General features: G+C 64.9%; 16 protein-coding genes. 2 read left to right on the top strand and 14 right to left on the bottom strand.

Annotation, left to right across the window (positions count from 1 at the left end):
- Positions 1-205: 205 nt before the first annotated feature.
- Positions 206-2,539, top strand: coding sequence for a maltose alpha-D-glucosyltransferase (treS, locus tag ACIPY3_RS08805; RefSeq protein ID WP_400332665.1), 2,334 nt, complete (start codon positions 206-208; stop codon positions 2,537-2,539).
- 131 nt (positions 2,540-2,670) lie between these two features.
- Here treS and ACIPY3_RS08800 read toward each other — a convergent pair whose 3' ends face one another.
- The 11 genes from ACIPY3_RS08800 to tkt form a co-directional block, all read right to left on the bottom strand.
- Positions 2,671-3,363, bottom strand: coding sequence for a hypothetical protein (locus ACIPY3_RS08800; RefSeq protein ID WP_400332662.1), 693 nt, complete (start codon positions 3,361-3,363; stop codon positions 2,671-2,673).
- Positions 3,360-3,887, bottom strand: coding sequence for an RNA polymerase sigma factor (locus ACIPY3_RS08795; RefSeq protein ID WP_400332659.1), 528 nt, complete (start codon positions 3,885-3,887; stop codon positions 3,360-3,362). The genes ACIPY3_RS08800 and ACIPY3_RS08795 overlap by 4 nt, the downstream gene beginning before the upstream one ends.
- 253 nt (positions 3,888-4,140) lie before the next feature.
- Entirely contained in the window at positions 4,141-4,503 is a 363-nt protein-coding gene (locus ACIPY3_RS08790; RefSeq protein WP_387439283.1) for a cupin domain-containing protein, read from the bottom strand.
- 64 nt (positions 4,504-4,567) lie between these two features.
- Positions 4,568-6,076: a PepSY-associated TM helix domain-containing protein gene (locus ACIPY3_RS08785; protein WP_400332656.1), complete on the bottom strand. Its 1,509-nt coding sequence runs from the start codon at positions 6,074-6,076 to the stop codon at positions 4,568-4,570.
- 317 nt (positions 6,077-6,393) lie between these two features.
- Positions 6,394-7,125, bottom strand: coding sequence for a YcnI family protein (locus ACIPY3_RS08780; protein WP_400332653.1), 732 nt, complete (start codon positions 7,123-7,125; stop codon positions 6,394-6,396).
- Positions 7,126-7,225: 100 nt separating this feature from the next.
- Positions 7,226-7,825: a hypothetical protein gene (locus ACIPY3_RS08775; protein ID WP_400332650.1), complete on the bottom strand. Its 600-nt coding sequence runs from the start codon at positions 7,823-7,825 to the stop codon at positions 7,226-7,228.
- A 112-nt stretch (positions 7,826-7,937) separates the two neighbouring features.
- The gene (gene fbaA / locus ACIPY3_RS08770; RefSeq protein ID WP_400332647.1) at positions 7,938-8,960 is read right to left on the bottom strand and encodes a class II fructose-bisphosphate aldolase; all 1,023 of its coding nucleotides are present in this window, start codon (positions 8,958-8,960) and stop codon (positions 7,938-7,940) included.
- Between the two features lie 33 nt (positions 8,961-8,993).
- Positions 8,994-9,467, bottom strand: coding sequence for a ribose-5-phosphate isomerase (locus ACIPY3_RS08765; RefSeq protein WP_400332644.1), 474 nt, complete (start codon positions 9,465-9,467; stop codon positions 8,994-8,996).
- Between the two features lie 8 nt (positions 9,468-9,475).
- Positions 9,476-10,183: a ribulose-phosphate 3-epimerase gene (rpe, locus tag ACIPY3_RS08760; RefSeq protein ID WP_400332642.1), complete on the bottom strand. Its 708-nt coding sequence runs from the start codon at positions 10,181-10,183 to the stop codon at positions 9,476-9,478.
- A gap of 122 nt (positions 10,184-10,305) precedes the next feature.
- On the bottom strand, positions 10,306-11,427 hold the full coding sequence (tal, locus tag ACIPY3_RS08755) for a transaldolase (RefSeq protein ID WP_400332639.1): 1,122 nt from the start codon (positions 11,425-11,427) through the stop codon (positions 10,306-10,308).
- Between the two features lie 93 nt (positions 11,428-11,520).
- Complete coding sequence (gene tkt / locus ACIPY3_RS08750) at positions 11,521-13,683, bottom strand: transketolase (RefSeq protein ID WP_400332636.1); 2,163 nt, start codon at positions 13,681-13,683, stop codon at positions 11,521-11,523.
- 201 nt (positions 13,684-13,884) lie between these two features.
- Between tkt and ACIPY3_RS08745 the strand changes: the two genes are divergently transcribed.
- Positions 13,885-15,159: a LuxR C-terminal-related transcriptional regulator gene (locus ACIPY3_RS08745; protein WP_397326468.1), complete on the top strand. Its 1,275-nt coding sequence runs from the start codon at positions 13,885-13,887 to the stop codon at positions 15,157-15,159.
- Positions 15,160-15,258: 99 nt separating this feature from the next.
- Here the strand turns inward: ACIPY3_RS08745 and gnd are convergent, their stop codons facing one another.
- The 3 genes from gnd to ACIPY3_RS08730 all read right to left on the bottom strand — a co-directional run bounded on the left by gnd (position 15,259) and on the right by ACIPY3_RS08730 (position 17,392).
- Positions 15,259-16,176, bottom strand: coding sequence for a phosphogluconate dehydrogenase (NAD(+)-dependent, decarboxylating) (gene gnd / locus ACIPY3_RS08740; RefSeq protein ID WP_400333697.1), 918 nt, complete (start codon positions 16,174-16,176; stop codon positions 15,259-15,261).
- A 45-nt stretch (positions 16,177-16,221) separates the two neighbouring features.
- Positions 16,222-16,965 carry a DUF5134 domain-containing protein gene (locus ACIPY3_RS08735; protein WP_400332634.1) on the bottom strand — a complete coding sequence of 248 codons (744 nt, stop codon included), beginning with the start codon at positions 16,963-16,965 and terminating at the stop codon, positions 16,222-16,224.
- A gap of 298 nt (positions 16,966-17,263) precedes the next feature.
- Positions 17,264-17,392, bottom strand: a complete 129-nt coding sequence (locus ACIPY3_RS08730) for a hypothetical protein (RefSeq protein WP_400333694.1) — start codon at positions 17,390-17,392, stop codon at positions 17,264-17,266.
- Positions 17,393-17,408: the final 16 nt, after the last annotated feature.

Here is a 17,408-nt window from a genome sequence, read left to right as displayed (position 1 = left end):
CCAGGGTTCGAGTTCGCGCCCGCACCATCAACGACTGGCTACATGGCTGCGTCCGCTTGCGTGAAGACTCACTTCTCCCCAAGGTCGACAAACAGCTGCCAAGGATGCTTAGCATGAAGACGCCCGGCCATACCGGGCACGTGACCTCTTGAACGACCCCTCGGACGGTCGCCGTTGACGCGGCGGCCACGTAAAGGAGAAAGCTGTGCGGGAGCCTGTAGTCAGCGAGAGTGTGTCGGAAACCAGCGAGGGACCGGCGGAGGCGCCCGTGGAACCTGTACAGGCACCGGATCCATCGGTGGAAACAGCGGCCGAGGAATCAATCGAGGAGACGCAGGCCGCCGAGATCACCTTCGACGAGCAGTTCTACCCCGCACGCCCCAAGGCACTCAGGCCGATCGCCCGCCGTCGTCAATTCTTTGCCGCCCGGCCCTCATTGGAGTTTGACGGCCTTAACAAAACGTACGTGGACTGGCTCCGGAACCAGTCCATGCTGGGGGACGCGAACACCATGGCGCGGCAGCTGTCCGGCCAGGCGAGCATGTGGCAGAACGCCTACGCCCGGCCCAACCCGAGGGCGGCCGTGGAGAAGGCACCCGTGTGGTTCACGGCCTATCCGCTGTCCTTCATCACCCGGGAGAACCAGTCGTTCCTGGCCGCCCTCGGAGATCCGGAACTGTGGAAGGCCTTCCGGGAGATCGGTATCCGCGGTCTCCACACAGGCCCCGTGAAACTGGCCGGCGGCATCAGCGGCTGGTCCCAGACTCCGAGCGTCGACGGGCACTTCGACCGGATCAGCATGGCGATCGACTCCGCGTTCGGCACGGAGGAAGAGTTCCGCCAGATGTGCGAGATCGCCGCGGAGCACGATGGCACGGTGATCGACGACATTGTCCCCGGACACACGGGCAAGGGCGCCGACTTCCGGCTCGCCGAGATGAACTTCCGCGACTACCCCGGCATTTATCACATGGTGGATATTCCCGAGGAGGACTGGCACCTGCTTCCTGACGTACCCGAGGGCAAGGATTCGGTGAACATCAGCCCGGAGGCCGAGCAGGCCCTGCAGCAGGCCGGGTACATCATCGGCCGGCTCCAGCGCGTGATCTTCTACGAACCCGGGGTGAAGGAAACCAACTGGAGTGCCACCCGTCCCGTCGCGGACACCACGGGCCAGGTCCGCCGCTGGGTGTATCTGCACTACTTCAAGGCCGGGCAGCCGTCCATCAACTGGCTGGACCCAACCTTTGCCGGAATGCGCCTGGTGGTGGGCGATGCCCTGCACTCGCTGCTGGACCTCGGCACGGGCGCCCTTCGCCTGGACGCCAACGGGTTCCTCGGCGTGGAGAAGAGTGCCGAGGAACAGCCTGGTTGGTCCGAAGGCCACCCCCTGTCCGAGGCCGCCAACCAGCTGATCGGCTCCATGATCCGCAAGGTGGGTGGGTTCTCCTTCCAGGAACTCAACCTGACCATCGACGACATCAAGGCCCAGTCCGAGGCCGGCGCGGACCTTTCCTACGACTTCATCACCCGCCCCGCGTACCACTACTCCCTGGTCACGGGCGATACCGAGTTCCTGCGGCTGACCCTTCGCCTGGCCATGGAGATCGGCGTGGACCAGGCGTCCTTGGTCCACGCCCTGCAAAACCACGACGAGCTCACCTACGAACTCCTGCACTTCGCCGCTGGACACCGTGATGACGTGTTCGAGCTAGGGGGCGAGGAACTGACGGGCGCCGAGGTTGCGGAAAAGGTCCAGCAAACCCTCCGCGAGCGCCTGACCGGCGAGAGCGGCCCCTACAACGCCCTGTTCACCACCAACGGCATTGCCTGCACCACGGCGAGCTTCATCATGGCTGCGATCGGCATCCAGGATCCGGACTCTGTTACGGCCGAACAAGAGACCCAAATCCGCGACGTCCACGTGCTCCTGTCCATGTACAACGCGCTGCAGCCGGGCGTGTTCGCCCTCTCCGGGTGGGACCTCACCGGCATCATCGCCCTTCCCCGCGACGTGGTGGGCGAACTGACCGCGCAGGGCGATACCCGCTGGATCAACCGTGGCGCACATGACCTCATGGGCACCCGACCGGACGCCGTGAGGTCCGCGGCAGGGATGCCCCGGGCACGCAGCCTTTACGGTTCATTGCCGGAGCAACTCAAGGACTCCGGTTCCTACGCGCGCCGTTTGCAGGAAATCCTTCGCGTCCGCGAAACGTCCGGCATCGCCACGAGCACACTGTTGGACGTGCCGGACGTTTCCAACCGCGCGTTGCTGGTGCTGGTCAACCAGCTCGGTGACGGGAACCTGGAAGTCACGGTGCTGAACTTCTCTGACCAGGACATCGCGGGCAGCATCCAATCCCCGCACCTGGTTCCGGGGGCCACTGTCCACGACCTGTTCAGCAGCTCGGACGTTGGCCAGGTGGACGACCTGCACAGCTTCTTCCTCGAGCTCGGCCCTTACAAGGGCACGGCCTTGGTGCTGCGGGAACCGGAACCCGTAGAGGAGGAACCGGCCGCGGGGTCAGCCAACTGAGTCGCAGTTGGTGCAGTTTTTAGGCGTCACCTGCCACTGAGTTGGGGACGGGCCCGACGTCGGCACCCGGGTGAGTGCCGACGTCGGGCGCTGTTGTTGGTGGCCCCTGAGGCCGCCGGGAGGGCGGGCGCTTACCGGACCGGGTCCCAGTTCTGGACAAGGAAGGCCCATCCACTGGGAGCGCATGGCCCCGGATCGACATCCCCGCCACCGCCTCCGAATGCGAACCCGTCTCCAATGTTCAACACAGTGCCGTTGGGAAAGACGACGCCCGTATCAGTGATTTGTGTCCCTTGGGGGAAGATGAGCCCTTCATCGCTGCCTTCGCTGACGAGGCAGCCTGCGCTGTTAAGGCCCAGCTTTCCCTCGTTGCCGGCATCCATGTGAAGGTCCGCTTCCGGGTCGTTGGCGACGGCGGCCTTGTTGCCATTGCTGCCCGCGACGATGTGATGGTCGAACGTTGGCATCCGGCCGGTGAGTTCGGGCAGGGGCGGTAGCTCGTCTCCGTCAGGCGTCGACGTGGCAACGGGCTCGGAGGCCACTGGCCCGGCGGGCTCTGGCTGTGGCGCAAACACCCCGGACACGGCAACGCCAGCGACCACGGCAGCCGTTGCCGCCACCAAGCCGACCCCCGCTGCCAGCCGGAATCGACGGGTGGTCGACTGCCTCCGGAAGTGTTCAACGGAACCAGTCACCGTGAGTTGCTCCGCGTCGGAGAACCTGACAGCGAGGCTCTTCTCCCTGCTCCGGGCCAGTTCGTCTTCCGTCACGTCCAAGGCAGGATCGGCTGCGGCCAGTCTCTCGAGGACATGCTTGGTGCTCATTCGTTGACTTCCTCTGCGGCATGGTCGGCCTGAAGCAGCCGGCTGAGTTCTTTCCGGGCCCGGTGCAGACGCATCCGTACGGCGGTTGCGGTCAGTTGGAGCAATTCGGAGATCTCGGCCGAACTGAAACCGTCCCAGTACGTCAGCAGGAGAACCTCGCGCTCGTCCGGTTTGAGCCGGTCCAGCGCTTCCCGCACCCCCGCTTCGTCTGAACCAAGAAGCTGCGACCGCTGCAGCTCCAATTGCTGTGTGAGGTTTCGGGAGCGTAAGTCCGAGCGGTAATGGTTGCGCAGGACGTTCCTGGCGATGCCAAAGACCACTAGCACGGAAAGTTCCTGGTCCTGGCGGGTCTTCTCCCACGCGATCCTGAACACCTCCGCGGACAGGTCCTCGGCCGTGGAGGCTCCCTCCGTCCGACGACGAAAGTACTTATAGACCTTGTCGTGGCAGGCCGCGTGTGCTGCCAGGAAATGCTTCTCCCTGGCCGACTCCACACGATCTCCTTGATCCGTCTTCACGCTCATAGCCGGTTAATGTCCGGCAGTCAGAAGAATGTAACCAACTTTGCGGAAGTTTGGGCGATCCCCGTACCGTCACCACCTACTTTGGGTGCCCACCCCGGCGGAACGCCGTGGTTTAGCGGCGTGTCGGCCCGGGTGGAAGCCAAAGTAGGTGGTGGCGGCACGCCCACGCGACCCACACCCAAGCACAGCGAACGACGGCGGGAGGTTCCCGCCGTCGTTCGCGTTGTGAGGGTGTGCTGCGATGAAGAGGTGGTCAGGAGTTGAAGATCACGAAGAACTTACGGATGCGCTCCTTGATGTCCCACGTGCCCTGCCAACCAATGGGGAAGAAGGCTGCATTGCCGGCCTCGACGGTGACGGGCTCCTTGCCGTCTTCGGTGACAACCATGCGGCCTTCAAGGACGTGGATCACTTCGCCGCGCTCCAGGAACTCCCAGCGGGACAGCCCCGGGGCTGCTTCCCACACGCCGGAGAGGATGCGGGAATCGTCGCTGGCGAAGGGGACTGCCATGCGCACCGCGATGTCGTCGCCCAAGACCTCGGCGAACGGCTGGCCAAGGAGGGACTTCTCGAGGTCCGTCTCGAAGAGTTCCTTGGGCTGGAATGTAGTGGCCATGTGGCTCTGCCTTTCTGCTGGCACCGCTTCTGTGCGGCTGCTGGTGGATGGATTCCGCGGGTTGCTATCCATCCTGCGCGGTATCCACCGAAGCTAAAACCCTCAATCGGGACTGTTTTACGCTATCCCTTCGGGCAGGCCTCTCCCGCCGTCGGAGTTCGCCCACCACTGCGTCCACAACAACGAACACCAGCAAGCTCCAACCCAGCAAGGGCAGGAAGAATCCCACGGCCACCATCACCGTGATAGCGGCAAGGACGCCCACCCAATGCCCCCGCAGGAACGCACCACGGGGAGCGGCCCGGCCCACTGCCAAAGAGCCGCCGCGGGTGGGACGCCGCCTCCACCACATCACGTAGCCCCACACCACCATGGCCGCCAAGCCCAGTGCCACAGCCAAAAGCAGCAACTGGTTCGCGAGCCCGAACAACAGTCCCATATGCGCTGCGATCCCCCAACGGGTGAGCTTCGCGGCGAGATTGAAGTCGTCAAAGTCCAGGCGGTTGGTGATCTGCCCAGTGGACGGATCGACGGCCACGGCACTGGCCGACGCCGGCCACTCCCTCCCTGCCTCAGTCACCGACCACGCCGTTCCCGGCTTGGTGGAGGGCTTGATGTCGATCATCGGCGCCTTGACGATGTCCGCCCGGGCAGCGCTGGTCACGGAATCAAATAAGGTTGGATTGAAGGTTTGCTGAACCGCACCCGTACTGCCACCAGCGCCAGCGGTTCCGTGGCCCGAGTGGTCGCCACCCGCCGTCGTTCCTTCCCCTGTCAGCGACGTCTTGAGGCTCGGGGTGGTCCAGTCGAGGGCAGTCCGCAGCGTACCTACGTTGGCCCCTGCGTTCGCGGACCACGTCAGGCCAGTGGCCGAGAGGAACAGGAAGGCCAGGAGCATCACGGTTCCCGTGGTGCCGTGCAGCCACACGGTACGGGCTCGGCCGGTCCGCTTTCGCGGTGCACCCTGGCGTTTGCGGCGGATGCGCTCGATCCACAGCAGCAGTCCGCCCAGGGCAATCACCCACAGCCACGACGCCGCGAGCTCACTGTAGATCCGCCCGGGCTCGCCCAGGTTCAACGAACGGTGAAGGTTGGAGATCCACGTCCGGATGGGCATCGAACCGCTGCTGCCGTAGGTAGGCAGGTCGCCACGGATTTCGGCTGTACCGGGGTCAACGAAGACGGTCCGGTACGTCGATTCTGCCAAGGTCGGGTCAGCAAACAACACCCGGGTGGTGTCTTCCGGCCCCGGCGCCGGGCGCACGGTGACGGGAACCGCGCCGCCGGCCACGTCCATGGCGGCTTTGACCTGGGTGGACAGCGGCAATGGGTTTGCAACAGCCGGGACGCGCAACTCCTTGGCATAAAGGACCGGCTCCAATTGCGGTGCCATGGCGTACAGACCGCCGCTCAGCGCCGCAACCAAGAGGAACGGCCCGGCGAGGATCCCGGCGTAGAAATGGAGTCGGAGCAGGAAGGCCCGGAACCAACCGCTGTGGGGCGGCGTGTGCTCGGTAGTGGTGGGCTCGGGTGATGGGGTTGGCCCAGCAGGGGGCTTGGTAAGAAGTGTCATGGGGGTTCTTTCGGGAAGATGGTGGCGCGTCAACGCACGACGGCGGCGTGTAGCGACTCGGGCGCGCGGCAAGCACCCGGAATCCGGAAGCGAGCCAGCGGCGCCGAGGGTGCTGCAAAAGCGCGTGGCAGCCGCACTTGAAAGCACGACGGCGGCGCGGCGCGACTCGGGCGCGTGGTTTACCCAACTGGGTCGCATTTGTGCGCGTTTTGAGGGTTCAAAACGCGCTTAACTGCGACTCAGTTGGGTGGGCGCGGGGGTTGGGTGGGTGGGCGCGCGCGGTGGAGTGGAGGGTGCCCGGGTAGAGGGTTAGCGGGTTAGCGCTTCGCGGGGCGGGTACGGGCCAGGGCAGTCACTCCCGCGGCAAGTCCCACCAATCCCGTAGCAAGACCAAACCATCCCGCCGTCGAACCTCCATCAGAGGCGGGCGTCGTCGCGGAAGCCGGCGCCGGCGTCGCAGAAGCGGTAGCCGCGGCGTGGTGGTCATCCGAACCGGCGGTCTTGGCCGTGGTCACGAAGGAGGGCGCCGGGTGTTTCGGCTCGTCCTGTCCTTCAACCGTCTTCTCGTCCCAGGCAACAACCGTGCCGTCCGTGTAGCTCTGCTTGGCGGGCAAGGTGATGGTGGTGCCGGCGTCGGGCAGCACACCAACGGAGATGGAGAAGGTCTGGTACTCGTTCTGGCCGATCTGGTGTGCGTCGTCGGCGGTCCACACCACGGAACCCGGAGCCTTGGTGACCGTTGCGCCGTTGACCGTGACGGGCTTGGGCAGGTCGGCGGTGACCACTTGGGCGGTCCAGCCCTCCACGGGCTTCACGGAGACGGAGTTGAACGGAGTATCCGTGGGCAGCGCAACTTCGAGCTTGTTGGTCTTGGCCGTGGCGGATTCGTTGGGGACGCTGAACGTCAGGTGGGTGTAGCCGCCCGCTGTGGTGCTTTCCGGGTCCACGTGGACGTGCGCGGAGGCCGCGGCGGCGCCGGCGGCAAGCATCCCTGCGGCGAGGGCAGCAACGGAAACGGACTTGAGGGTACGGCGAATGGAGGTCTTCATGGCTTGATGCCTTTCACAGAAAAGGTGGGAGTCCGGGTCCCGGATTGGCCGGGCCGGTAACTGTGCCGCCTGTATCCTGCGAACTGAACGTGCGAGGGTCTCAGACGGCGGGCATCATCGCCGGCGGACCCCGCCGTTCGGGCATGCGGCGGACCATCTGGTCACGCGGGAGGACGATCGGTGCCCCGACAGGTCCGGGGACCCGTCCAGGGACAATCACGAAAGGTTCAAGCAGCTTGATCAGGGGCCGGAGCCACGCCGACAACGCCCAGAGCGCCTGCTCGCCGCGGGCCAGCACCACGGCTGTCACAACGGTGGCCACCGCGTGGGCAGCAAACATTTGCCAGTCGCTGGACGCCTGAACCGCGCCGGAAACACCAACAGCGTCAACGGCCATACCGGCAGCGTGGTGGGCGTGGCCGCCGGTCATCGGTCCGCCGGAGGCAGCCGCAGAGAGCGAGTGGAAAGCCCAGTGCAACCACGCCTGCCCGGCGCCAAGGAGACCGACCAAAACGGGAAACGACAAGCGGAACGTGGTGAGGATGGACACCGGCAACACCGTCAAGGCACACAAACCCAGGAGAATCGCAGGCTCGGGAAGGACTCCCCCGCCAGCGAGGTGTCCCCCGGACGCCAGGCCGATGATGAGCGAAGAAATCATCCCGGTACGCAACAACCGGAAAGAAGCACGACTAGCCATCGGTGCTCCTTTCCGGTTGCTCAGGGACTACGTTTCGGCTGACCAAAAACCGCAGTCCAATGGATCACAATTTTACGGGCGTACGCGGGGGTAGCTCCGTTTGCTGCAAAAGTTACGCGAAGGTCTTTCCCGCCGATCCGAGTTGCTGGGCGGCCTCGACGATGCGCGCCGCCATGCCGGCCTCCGCGGAGGCACCCCAGACGCGGGGATCGTAGGTCTTCTTGTTGCCCAAACCGCCGTCGACCTTCAGCACGCCGTCGTAATTGGCGATCATATGGCCGGCCACCGGGCGGGTGAACGCGTACTGCACGTCTGTGTCGATGTTCATCTTGATCACGCCATGGGACACGGCCTCGGCGATCTCCTGCTCGGAGGAACCGGATCCGCCGTGGAACACCAGGTCGAACGGCTTGTCCTTGCCGATCTTCGCGCCCACCTCGGCCTGGATCTGCTGGAGCAGTTCCGGGCGGAGCTGGACGTTGCCCGGCTTGTACACGCCATGCACGTTGCCGAAGGTCAGAGCGGTCAGGTAACGGCCGTTCTCGCCGGCGCCCAGGGCCTCAATGGTTGCCAAGGCATCTTCAGTGGTGGTGTAGAGCTTCTCGTTGATCTCGTTCTCCACGCCGTCTTCCTCGCCACCCACGGTGCCAATCTCGACTTCGAGGATGATCTTGGCGGCAGCTGCGCGTTCCAGCAGTTCGCGGCCGATGCGCAGGTTATCCGACAGCGTCTCGTGCGAGCCGTCCCACATGTGGGAGTTGAAGATGGGGTCCCTGCCGGCCTTCACAGCTTCCTCGGATGCGGCCAGCAGCGGCAACACGAAGCCTGACAGCTTGTCCTGCGGGCAGTGGTCCGTGTGCAGGGCGATGTTGACGTTGTAGTTCCTGGCAACCTCGCGGGCGAACGCCGCGAAGCCCAACGAGCCCGCCACCATGTCCTTCACTGACGCACCGGACCAGTACGCCGCACCACCCGTGGAAACCTGGATGATGCCGTCGGATTCGGCCTCGGCGAAACCGCGGATCGCAGCGTTCAGGGTCTGCGACGACGTCACGTTGACCGCAGGGTAGGCGAACCCTGACGTCTTCGCGCGGTCGATCATCTCCGAGTAAATCTCTGGGGTTGCAATGGGCAAGGTGGCTCCTAGGCTGGGCTTGGGCTAAGCGGGTTAGTTGGCTACGACGCCAGTGGTCTCGTAGGTGGCAATCTTGCCGATCCGGCGTTCGTGGCGTTCGGCATTGGTGAACGGCTCCGCAAGGAACGCCTTGATCAGCTCCGTGGCTTCCTCCACAGAGTGCTGGCGTCCGCCAACAGCAACCACGTTGGCATCGTTGTGCTGGCGTGCCAGCACGGCGGTGTCCAGGTTCCAGGCCAACGCCGCGCGCACGCCCTTGACCTTGTTCGCGGCGATCTGTTCCCCATTGCCGGAACCTCCCAGGACGATGCCCAGGGCGTCAACCCCTGCGGCCTGGTCATTGACGACGGCGGTTGCGGCGTTAATGCAGAAGGAGGGGTAATCGTCCTCCGGATCGTAAGAGGTGGGTCCGTGGTCCACCATTTCGTAGCCGCTCTCTGTGAGGGCGGTGATGAGGTGCGAGCTGAGTTCAAGCCCGGCATGGTCGGTTGCGATGTGAACGCGCATGGTGGTCCTTAGGCTTTCTGGAGTTCGGGGGTGGACGTCGGCGCAAAGGCGAGCTGCCCGTTGGTGCGCAGCGAATCGATCGCGTTCGCGGGCGACGGCTTGCCGTAGACGGCCGAGCCGGCCACGAAGATGTTGGCACCGGCCTCGGCGGCGCGGATGATGGTTTCCTCGGTGATGCCGCCGTCCACCTGGATGGCAACGTTCACGCCGGATCCGTCCACGGCTTCGCGGGCGCGGCGGATCTTGGGAAGGACAACGTCAAGGAACGCCTGGCCACCAAAGCCGGGTTCCACGGTCATCAGGAGCAGCATGTCCAGCTCGGGCAGCATGTCCAGGTACGGCTCCACGGGCGTCGCCGGGCGCAGGGCCATGCCTGCTTTGGAGCCACGTGCGCGGAGTTCGCGGGCCAGCTTGATGGGGGCCATGGCAGCTTCCACGTGGAAGGTCACCGAGTCCAGGCCGGCGTCGGCGTACAGCGGAGCCCAGCGGTCGGCGTCGGCGATCATCAAGTGGGCGTCCAGCGGCACGGGGCTGACTTTCTGAATCCGTTCCACAACCGGCAGGCCAATGGTCAGGTTCGGCACGAAGTGGTTGTCCATGACATCCACGTGCACGGCGTCGGCGTTGCTGATGCGGGCCAGCTCGGCTTCGAGGTTGACGAAGTCGGCCGAGAGGATGCTCGGGTTGATGCAGCACGTCAGTGGGGAGGTGGACATGATGTCCTGCCTTTCGGGAACGGTCAGAGCGGGAAGTAAAGGGCGTGGAGACCCCCCGGAACAGGGGGTCTCCACGCGGGGCGCCAGATGCAGGGGCGCCCAGGGAGGAGGGCTTGCGAGGGTCAGGCGGCCTTGCGGGCGGCGGCAAGTGCGCCTTCGACGTCGGCCAGCAGTTCCTTCCAGCTGGCCACGAACTTCTCGAGTCCTTCGGACTCAAGGAGTGCAACGACGTCGTCGTAGGAAACACCGATGTTCTCGAGGGCGTCGAGGACCTTCGCGGCTTCCTGGTAGGTGCCCGTGAGGGTGTCACCCTTGGCCACGCCGTGGTCGAAGGTGGCATCCAGGGTCTTCTCCGGCATCGTGTTCACCACGCCGGCGGCAACCAGTTCGGTCACGTAGAGGGTGTCCGGGTACGCCGGGTCTTTCACACCGGTGGAAGCCCACAACGGACGCTGGGCACGGGCGCCGGCCTGGGCCAGGACGTTCCAGCGCTCGGTGGAGAACAGCTCCTCGAAGACCTGGTAGGCAAGGCGTGCGTTGGCAACACCGGCCTGGCCCTTGAGGGCCTTGGCTGCATCGGTTCCGATGGCGTCGAGGCGCTTGTCGATCTCGGTGTCCACGCGGGAAACGAAGAACGAGGCAACGGAGTGGATCGTGGAGAGGTCGTGGCCGTTGTCCTTGGCCTGCTTGATGCCTGCCTGGAACGCATTGATCACTGCGCGGTAGCGGTCCAGGGAGAAGATCAGGGTCACGTTGACGCTGATGCCCTCAGCCAGGACCGCGGTGATGGCCTCGAGTCCTTCAAGGGTGGCAGGAATCTTGATCAGGACGTTTTCTTTGTTGACCTTCTTGTACAGTTCCTTGGCCTCCGCGATGGTGCCTGCGGTGTCCCAGGCCAGGCGCGGGTCGACTTCGATGGACACCCGGCCGTCAACACCGTTGGTGGCCGCGGCAATCGGGGCGAACAGGTCACAAGCGGCTGCGACGTCCGTGGTGGTGAGCTCGAAGATGGTCTCTTCCACGCTGGAACCGGCGGCAGCCTGTTCGGCGATGGCGTCGTCATAGTCGGAGCCCGAGGTGATCGCGGCCTGGAAGATGGACGGGTTGGTGGTCACGCCAACCACGTTCTTCTCCTCGATGAGCTTCCGCAGGCTGCCCGTCTCGAGGCGGTTGCGGGAAAGGTCGTCGAGCCAGATGGAAAGACCGGCTTCGGAAAGCTGTGCGGTGGGAGTTGCGTTGGTCATAAGTTCTTCCTTCCAAACGGGTGGCAGTTACGACGGCGGCACGGGACGTATGCGCTTCGTCCCGCGCCGCCGGTCGCACCTGCGGTTCAGGGGTTAGTTGGCGACGGCGGCCAGGGAGTCCATGGCGGCCGCGGTGACGGCTTCGGCGGTGATGCCGAACTCGGTGAAGAGCCGCTTGTAGTCAGCGGAAGCGCCGAAGTGCTCGAGGCTGATGGAGCGGCCGGCGTCGCCAACAAACTCGCGCCAGCCCAGGGACAGGCCGGCCTCAACGGAAACGCGGGCCTTGACCGAGGACGGGAGCACGGATTCGCGGTAGGCCTCGTCCTGCTTCTTGAACCACTCAACGGAAGGCATGGACACAACGCGGGTGGCGATGCCCTCGGACTGGAGGGCCTGGCGGGCTTCGACGGCCAGGCTGACTTCCGAACCGGTAGCGATCAGGATGACCTGCGCGTCAACGGTCTTGCCGCCCTCGGAAGCCTCGGCCAGCACGTAGCCACCCTTGGCAACACCAGCCGGCGATGCGAAGGTGTCGCCGCTTGCCTCGCCGGTGCCACGGGCGAAGACCGGGACGTTCTGGCGGGTCAGGACAATGCCTGCCGGGTTCTGGTGGTTCTCCAGGATGGTCTTCCAGGCGATGCCCACCTCGTTGGCATCGGCCGGGCGCACAACGTCCAGGCCGGGGATGGCGCGCAGGGTAGCGAGCTGCTCCACCGGCTGGTGTGTCGGACCGTCTTCGCCCAGGCCAATGGAGTCGTGCGACCACACGTAGATGGACGGGACGCCCATCAGTGCGCCCAGGCGGATGGCCGGCTTCTGGTAGTCACTGAAGATCAGGAACGTCCCGGAGAAGGCGCGGGTCCGTCCGTGCAGGGAGATGCCGTTCACGATCGAGGCAGCGGCGTGCTCGCGGATACCGAAGTGCAGCACGCGTCCGTAGGGGTTGCCCTTCCAGGCGTCCGTGGAGCGGGAGGCCGGGATGAAGGACGGCGAGCCCTCGATGGTGGTGTTGTTGGACTCGGCCAGGTCGCAGGAACCGCCCCACAGCTCGGGCAATGCCGGGCCAATGGCGTTCAGGACCTTACCGGAAGCGGCGCGGGTGGAGACATCCTTGCCGGCCTCGAACACGGGCAAGAGCTCGTCGATTCCTGCAGGGAGCTGCTTGGACTCGATACGTTCCAGCAGTGCTGCGCCCTCGGGGTTCGCGGACTGCCAGGCGTTGAAGGAAGCGTCCCACTGCTCGCGGGCAGCCGCGCCGCGGTCCACCACCTTCCGGGCGTGGGCCAGGATGGCCTGGTCCACTTCGAAGGACTTCTCCGGGTTGAAGCCCAGGACTTCCTTGAGTGCTGCGACTTCCTCGCCGCCCAGTGCCGAACCGTGGATCTTGCCGGTGTTCTGCTTCTTCGGGGCCGGGTAGCCGATGATGGTGCGCAGCGAAATGATGGACGGGCGGGTGGTCTCGGCCTTGGCCTTGAGCAGCGCGGTGTAGAGCTCCTGGACGTCTTCCACGTACTCACCCGTGCGCGTCCAGTCCACGCGCTGGGTGTGCCAGCCGTAGGATTCGTAACGCTTCAGGACGTCTTCGGTGAACGCAATGTCCGTGTCATCTTCGATCGAGATGTGGTTCTCATCGTAGACAACAACGAGGTTGCCCAGTTCCTGATGGCCGGCGAGGGAGGAAGCCTCTGAGGTGACGCCTTCCTGGATATCGCCGTCGGAAGCGATGACCCAGATGGTGTGGTCGAACGGCGATTCGCCGGCGGGAGCATCGGCGTCGAACAGGCCGCGCTGGCGGCGCTGGGAGTAAGCGAACCCAACCGAGGACGCCAGGCCCTGGCCCAGCGGGCCGGTGGTGATTTCCACGCCCTTGGTGTGCTTGTACTCCGGGTGGCCCGGGGTCAGGGAGTCCCAGGTGCGGAGGGCCTCGAGGTCCTTCAGTTCCAGGCCGTAACCGGAAAGGAAGAGCTGGATGTACAAGGTCAGGGAGGAGTGGCCCGGGGAGAGGATGAAACGGTCGCGGCCGATCCAGTCGGCATCACGCGGATCGTGGCGCATCAGCTTCTGGAACAGCAGGTACGCCGCCGGAGCCAGGCTCATGGCCGTACCGGGGTGTCCGTTGCCCACCTTCTCCACGGCGTCGGCAGCCAACACACGGGCGGTGTCAACGGCGCGCTGGTCCTCAGCGGTCCAGTCGAGGGTTGCGGTTTCAGGATCTGCGTCGCTGAATGTAAGAACCGCGCTTGCTGTTGGATTCACGATTGATCCCCTTTGATGTGTGGTTCGGCCGCCATGGCCGAATGCATGCTTTGGTTGGTTTCCATCCTTCCGAAACAAAGGGGTAGGTAAAACACTGTTTTCTGACAGTTTTTGACTATACTTTCGGACAGGGCGGATTTTTTTGCCCGGGCAGTTGCGCACCGGAGCACAGCAGCCAGAGAGCACAACAAGGAATTAGCCATGACCCTGTCGAACCCCCCATGGCCGCTGTTGCATTCCGTGGCAGCCTTGGCCGATGCCCCCCTGTCCCAAATCGCCGAGCGGCTCCGCGAAGCAACGCTCCCCTCCGTCGGCAGCACTGCGCTGGTCATCTTCACGGAGGACTGTACCGGCCGGCCGCAGAAGAAGGCGGGCGCGGAAGAGATCATCTCCCGCGTCTCCATCGAAGAGCTGGATAACCTCCGCGCAGAGCTGCCCGACGACGGGCCCTGGCGCGGCGAAGCCGAACTGGCCGGCAAGCCCCGGCAGGCGTTGGCCCTCAAGCACGCCCCCAGCAACGCCCTCCTGGTGCTCACGGATCCCCGCTTGGTGGACCCGGACAGCGACGCCGGGCTGGAAATGCTGACGTACCTGTGGAACATCACGGCCCGGCGCATCCAGGAAAAAGTCGCGGATGCACCGCCGTCGTACCTCATCGAATCGCGGGCGGCGTCAGCCGAGCGCCTGCGCGTCACCGCCGAACTGACGGACCTGCACTCCACCACGCTGGAAACGCTCCTGGCCGCGCTGCGGTCCTCTTCCATGGACCACGCCACGGCCCGCACCACGGTAACGGATCTCGCCGCCAAAGCCCTGGTTGGCCTGCGTACGCACAGCGACCGCACCACGGAATTGGTGAAGGAACCGGTGGCCAAGGCCTTCGAGCGCCTGCGCGATGACCTTCGTCCGCTGACGGGTTTCAGCGGCATCGAGGTCCAGTTCATCGAGCCCCCACTCAACGGCAGGGACCTGCCCGGCGAGGTGGCGCATGCCGCGCGCGCCATTGTCCGCGGCCTGGTTTTGGCCATGATGGAACAGCCCGAGGTCAGCCGCATCCGCACGCACTGGGACTGCGACGGCGAGAACCTGCTGATCAACGTCCGCGACGACGGCGGCGGTGCCCTGACCACCGAGGATCCGAACATCAGCCGCCTTGACCGGCGGGTCCAGGCGCTCACCGGACAGCTCCGGATGGACGTCATGGCGGGCTGGGGTGCCGACGTTTTCGTCTCCCTGCCCCTGGACCTCCCGGCCCGCCCGGCCGGCGACGTGACCGGCTGGAACCTCGCGGCCCGCGAACTTGAAGTGCTCCAGCACCTCGCCTCCGGCCACCGCAACCGCACCATCGCGTCGTCCATGGGCATCAGCGAGAACACGGTCAAGTTCCACGTTCGGAACCTTTTCAAGAAGCTCGACGTCGGATCGCGCACCGAGGCGATCGCGCTGGCCCACAGCCACGGCATGCGGCAGTCCTAGGACCCGGATCCGGGCACGGGAAGAAGCGGGACGACGTCGGTCGTCCCGCTTCTTCTGTTTTGGGCCTCAGGGCGAAAAACTATACTAAAGAGTAGGTAGCTACGCGGCCGGTCGGGTCGCGTGACCCCCAAACTGGTGCCGCAGGGCGGAGACCATTTTCATGGCAGGAGAGCTGTCCTCGCGCGAAGCGAAACGGGCAAACAGGGCCGCGGTAATAACCGGGGTGGGGACAGCGTTGGCGATCGCTTCCTCAACGGTCCACCGGCCTTCCCCGGAGTCCTCCACATAGTCACCGATAGTGCGCAGGCCGGGATCCTCGTCCAGCGCCTTGACCATCAGGTCCAGCAGCCAGGAACGCACCACCGTTCCCTTTTGCCAGGCGCGGAAGGTCCCGGGCAAGTCAGTGATGATGTCCTTGGCCTCCAGCAACTGGTATCCCTCGGCGTATGCCTGCATGAGGCCGTACTCGATCCCGTTGTGAACCATCTTGGAATAGTGGCCCGCGCCCACCCCGCCCACGTGGACAAAACTGTCTGCACGTTCGCCTTCCGGCCGCAGGGCATCGAAGACGGGCATTGCGCGCTGAACGTCCTCGGTGTCTCCCCCAACCATGAGGCCATACCCGTTCTCCAGGCCCCACACACCGCCGGAAACACCACAGTCCGCGAAGCGTATGCCGCGTGCGGCGAGCAGTTCGCTGTGTTTCTGGTCTTCCGTGAACCGCGAGTTACCGCCGTCGATCACCAAATCTCCGGAGCTGAGCTTTTCACCCAGTTCACCGATCACGGCCTCCGTGGCGGCGCCGGCCGGGACCATCACCCAGATGATCCGCGGTGCAGGGACCGTTTGCAGCAGCTCGTCCAGTGATTGCACATCGGTGACGTCGGGGTTCGGGTCGAAGCCCGTGACCGTCACGCCGCCTTTGCGGAGGCGTTCCCGCATGTTGAAACCCATTTTTCCAAGGCCTATTAGTCCGATGTGCATGGTGCGGCTCTTCTCGTGCGTTGGGGTGGCGATTGGGCTGGCCTGGTGCCGGCCGGTGGTTTCTAGGTGGTGGTGGTTTTAGGTGGTCATGGTGGCGAACATGAGGGCCATGGTGGTGGCGCCGGCGGCTTCGAGGCCGTGTTCGGTGCGGGTGTTTGTGGGGTGGTGGTGGGTGTGGGTGGTTTGGGTGCGGTGGCGTAGGAGGAGGATGAGGAAGGTGGTGGCTGCTGCGGCGAAGGCGATGGTGAGGAGGGTGGCCAGGGCGGGGGTGTTCTGGAAGATCGACGCGGTGCCGGTGCCGGTCCCCGTGGTGGCGTGGTGGGTGTGGGCTGCTGTTGCGGGGGTGCTGCCCGTTGTTGCCTGGGTGGCGGTGTTGGTGGTGGTGTGGTTGGTCATCATGGCGATCATGATGGCTGCTGCTGCCATGGTGGCGGCGTGGTAGGTGCATTTAAGTCGGCCGGTGGTGCCTGAGCAGAAGGTGCGGTAGTGGGGGCGGGCGACGGCTTGGATGGTGAACCAGAGCGCGGCGGCGGCCAGGATGAGGATTTGGGCGAGGGTGGTTGCGGGGGCGGCGTTCCAGAGCATGGCTGCCATGAGCAGGTGCATGAGGGCGTGCAGGCCCTGGTTGGTCCGGTCGGCCCAACTGGGTCGCAGTTGTGCGCGTTTTGAGTGCTGAAAACGCGCACTAATGCGACCCAGTTGGGTGCCTTGGTCGGGGCCCGTGCGGGCGGGGCGGAGGGTTTGGATGGTGTGCCAGGCTCCACTGGCCAGCAGCACCACAGTCAACGCCCAGGTCATGGCAGGGATAGCGAACACACTCATCACGCTCTCAATACATATAAATAAGGAATACGGAGTTGGATCCGGTCCCCGGCACGGCTACCAACAGCACGGTTGGTGCCAACACCGGGGACCGAAGTCTTGAATGGGGTTCGCCTGATGTGGCGCTGCTGAGGTTCCTGCGGGCGGATTCCTGGTGAGTCCAGTCCGGCCCGCGGACCTGAAAAAGTTTGTGGGGTGAGGCCGCGGGAGCACCGTTGTTGTGGTGCTCCCGCGGGTCTCGTTCGGTGACTGTCAGTTGCTTGGCGGCTGCCAGTCGGTTGGCTCCTTCGGGGACCCTTTACTCTCCGGTCTTGCAGCAGCTGTCACCTGTTTGGGTGGTGCTGGTGCTGGTGGGGAGGTTGAGGGTGGGGTTTTGGTTGAAGAAGCCGTGGGGTTCGAGCATGAAGCCGATGTTTTGGCGGGGCATGACGGGCCAGTCTTCG

It is taken from the genome of Paenarthrobacter sp. NPDC089714 (assembly GCF_044748905.1).
GTDB lineage: Bacteria > Actinomycetota > Actinomycetes > Actinomycetales > Micrococcaceae > Arthrobacter.
Note: the sequence above shows the minus strand (reverse complement) of the source record. Positions and strands in the feature narration are given on the sequence as shown.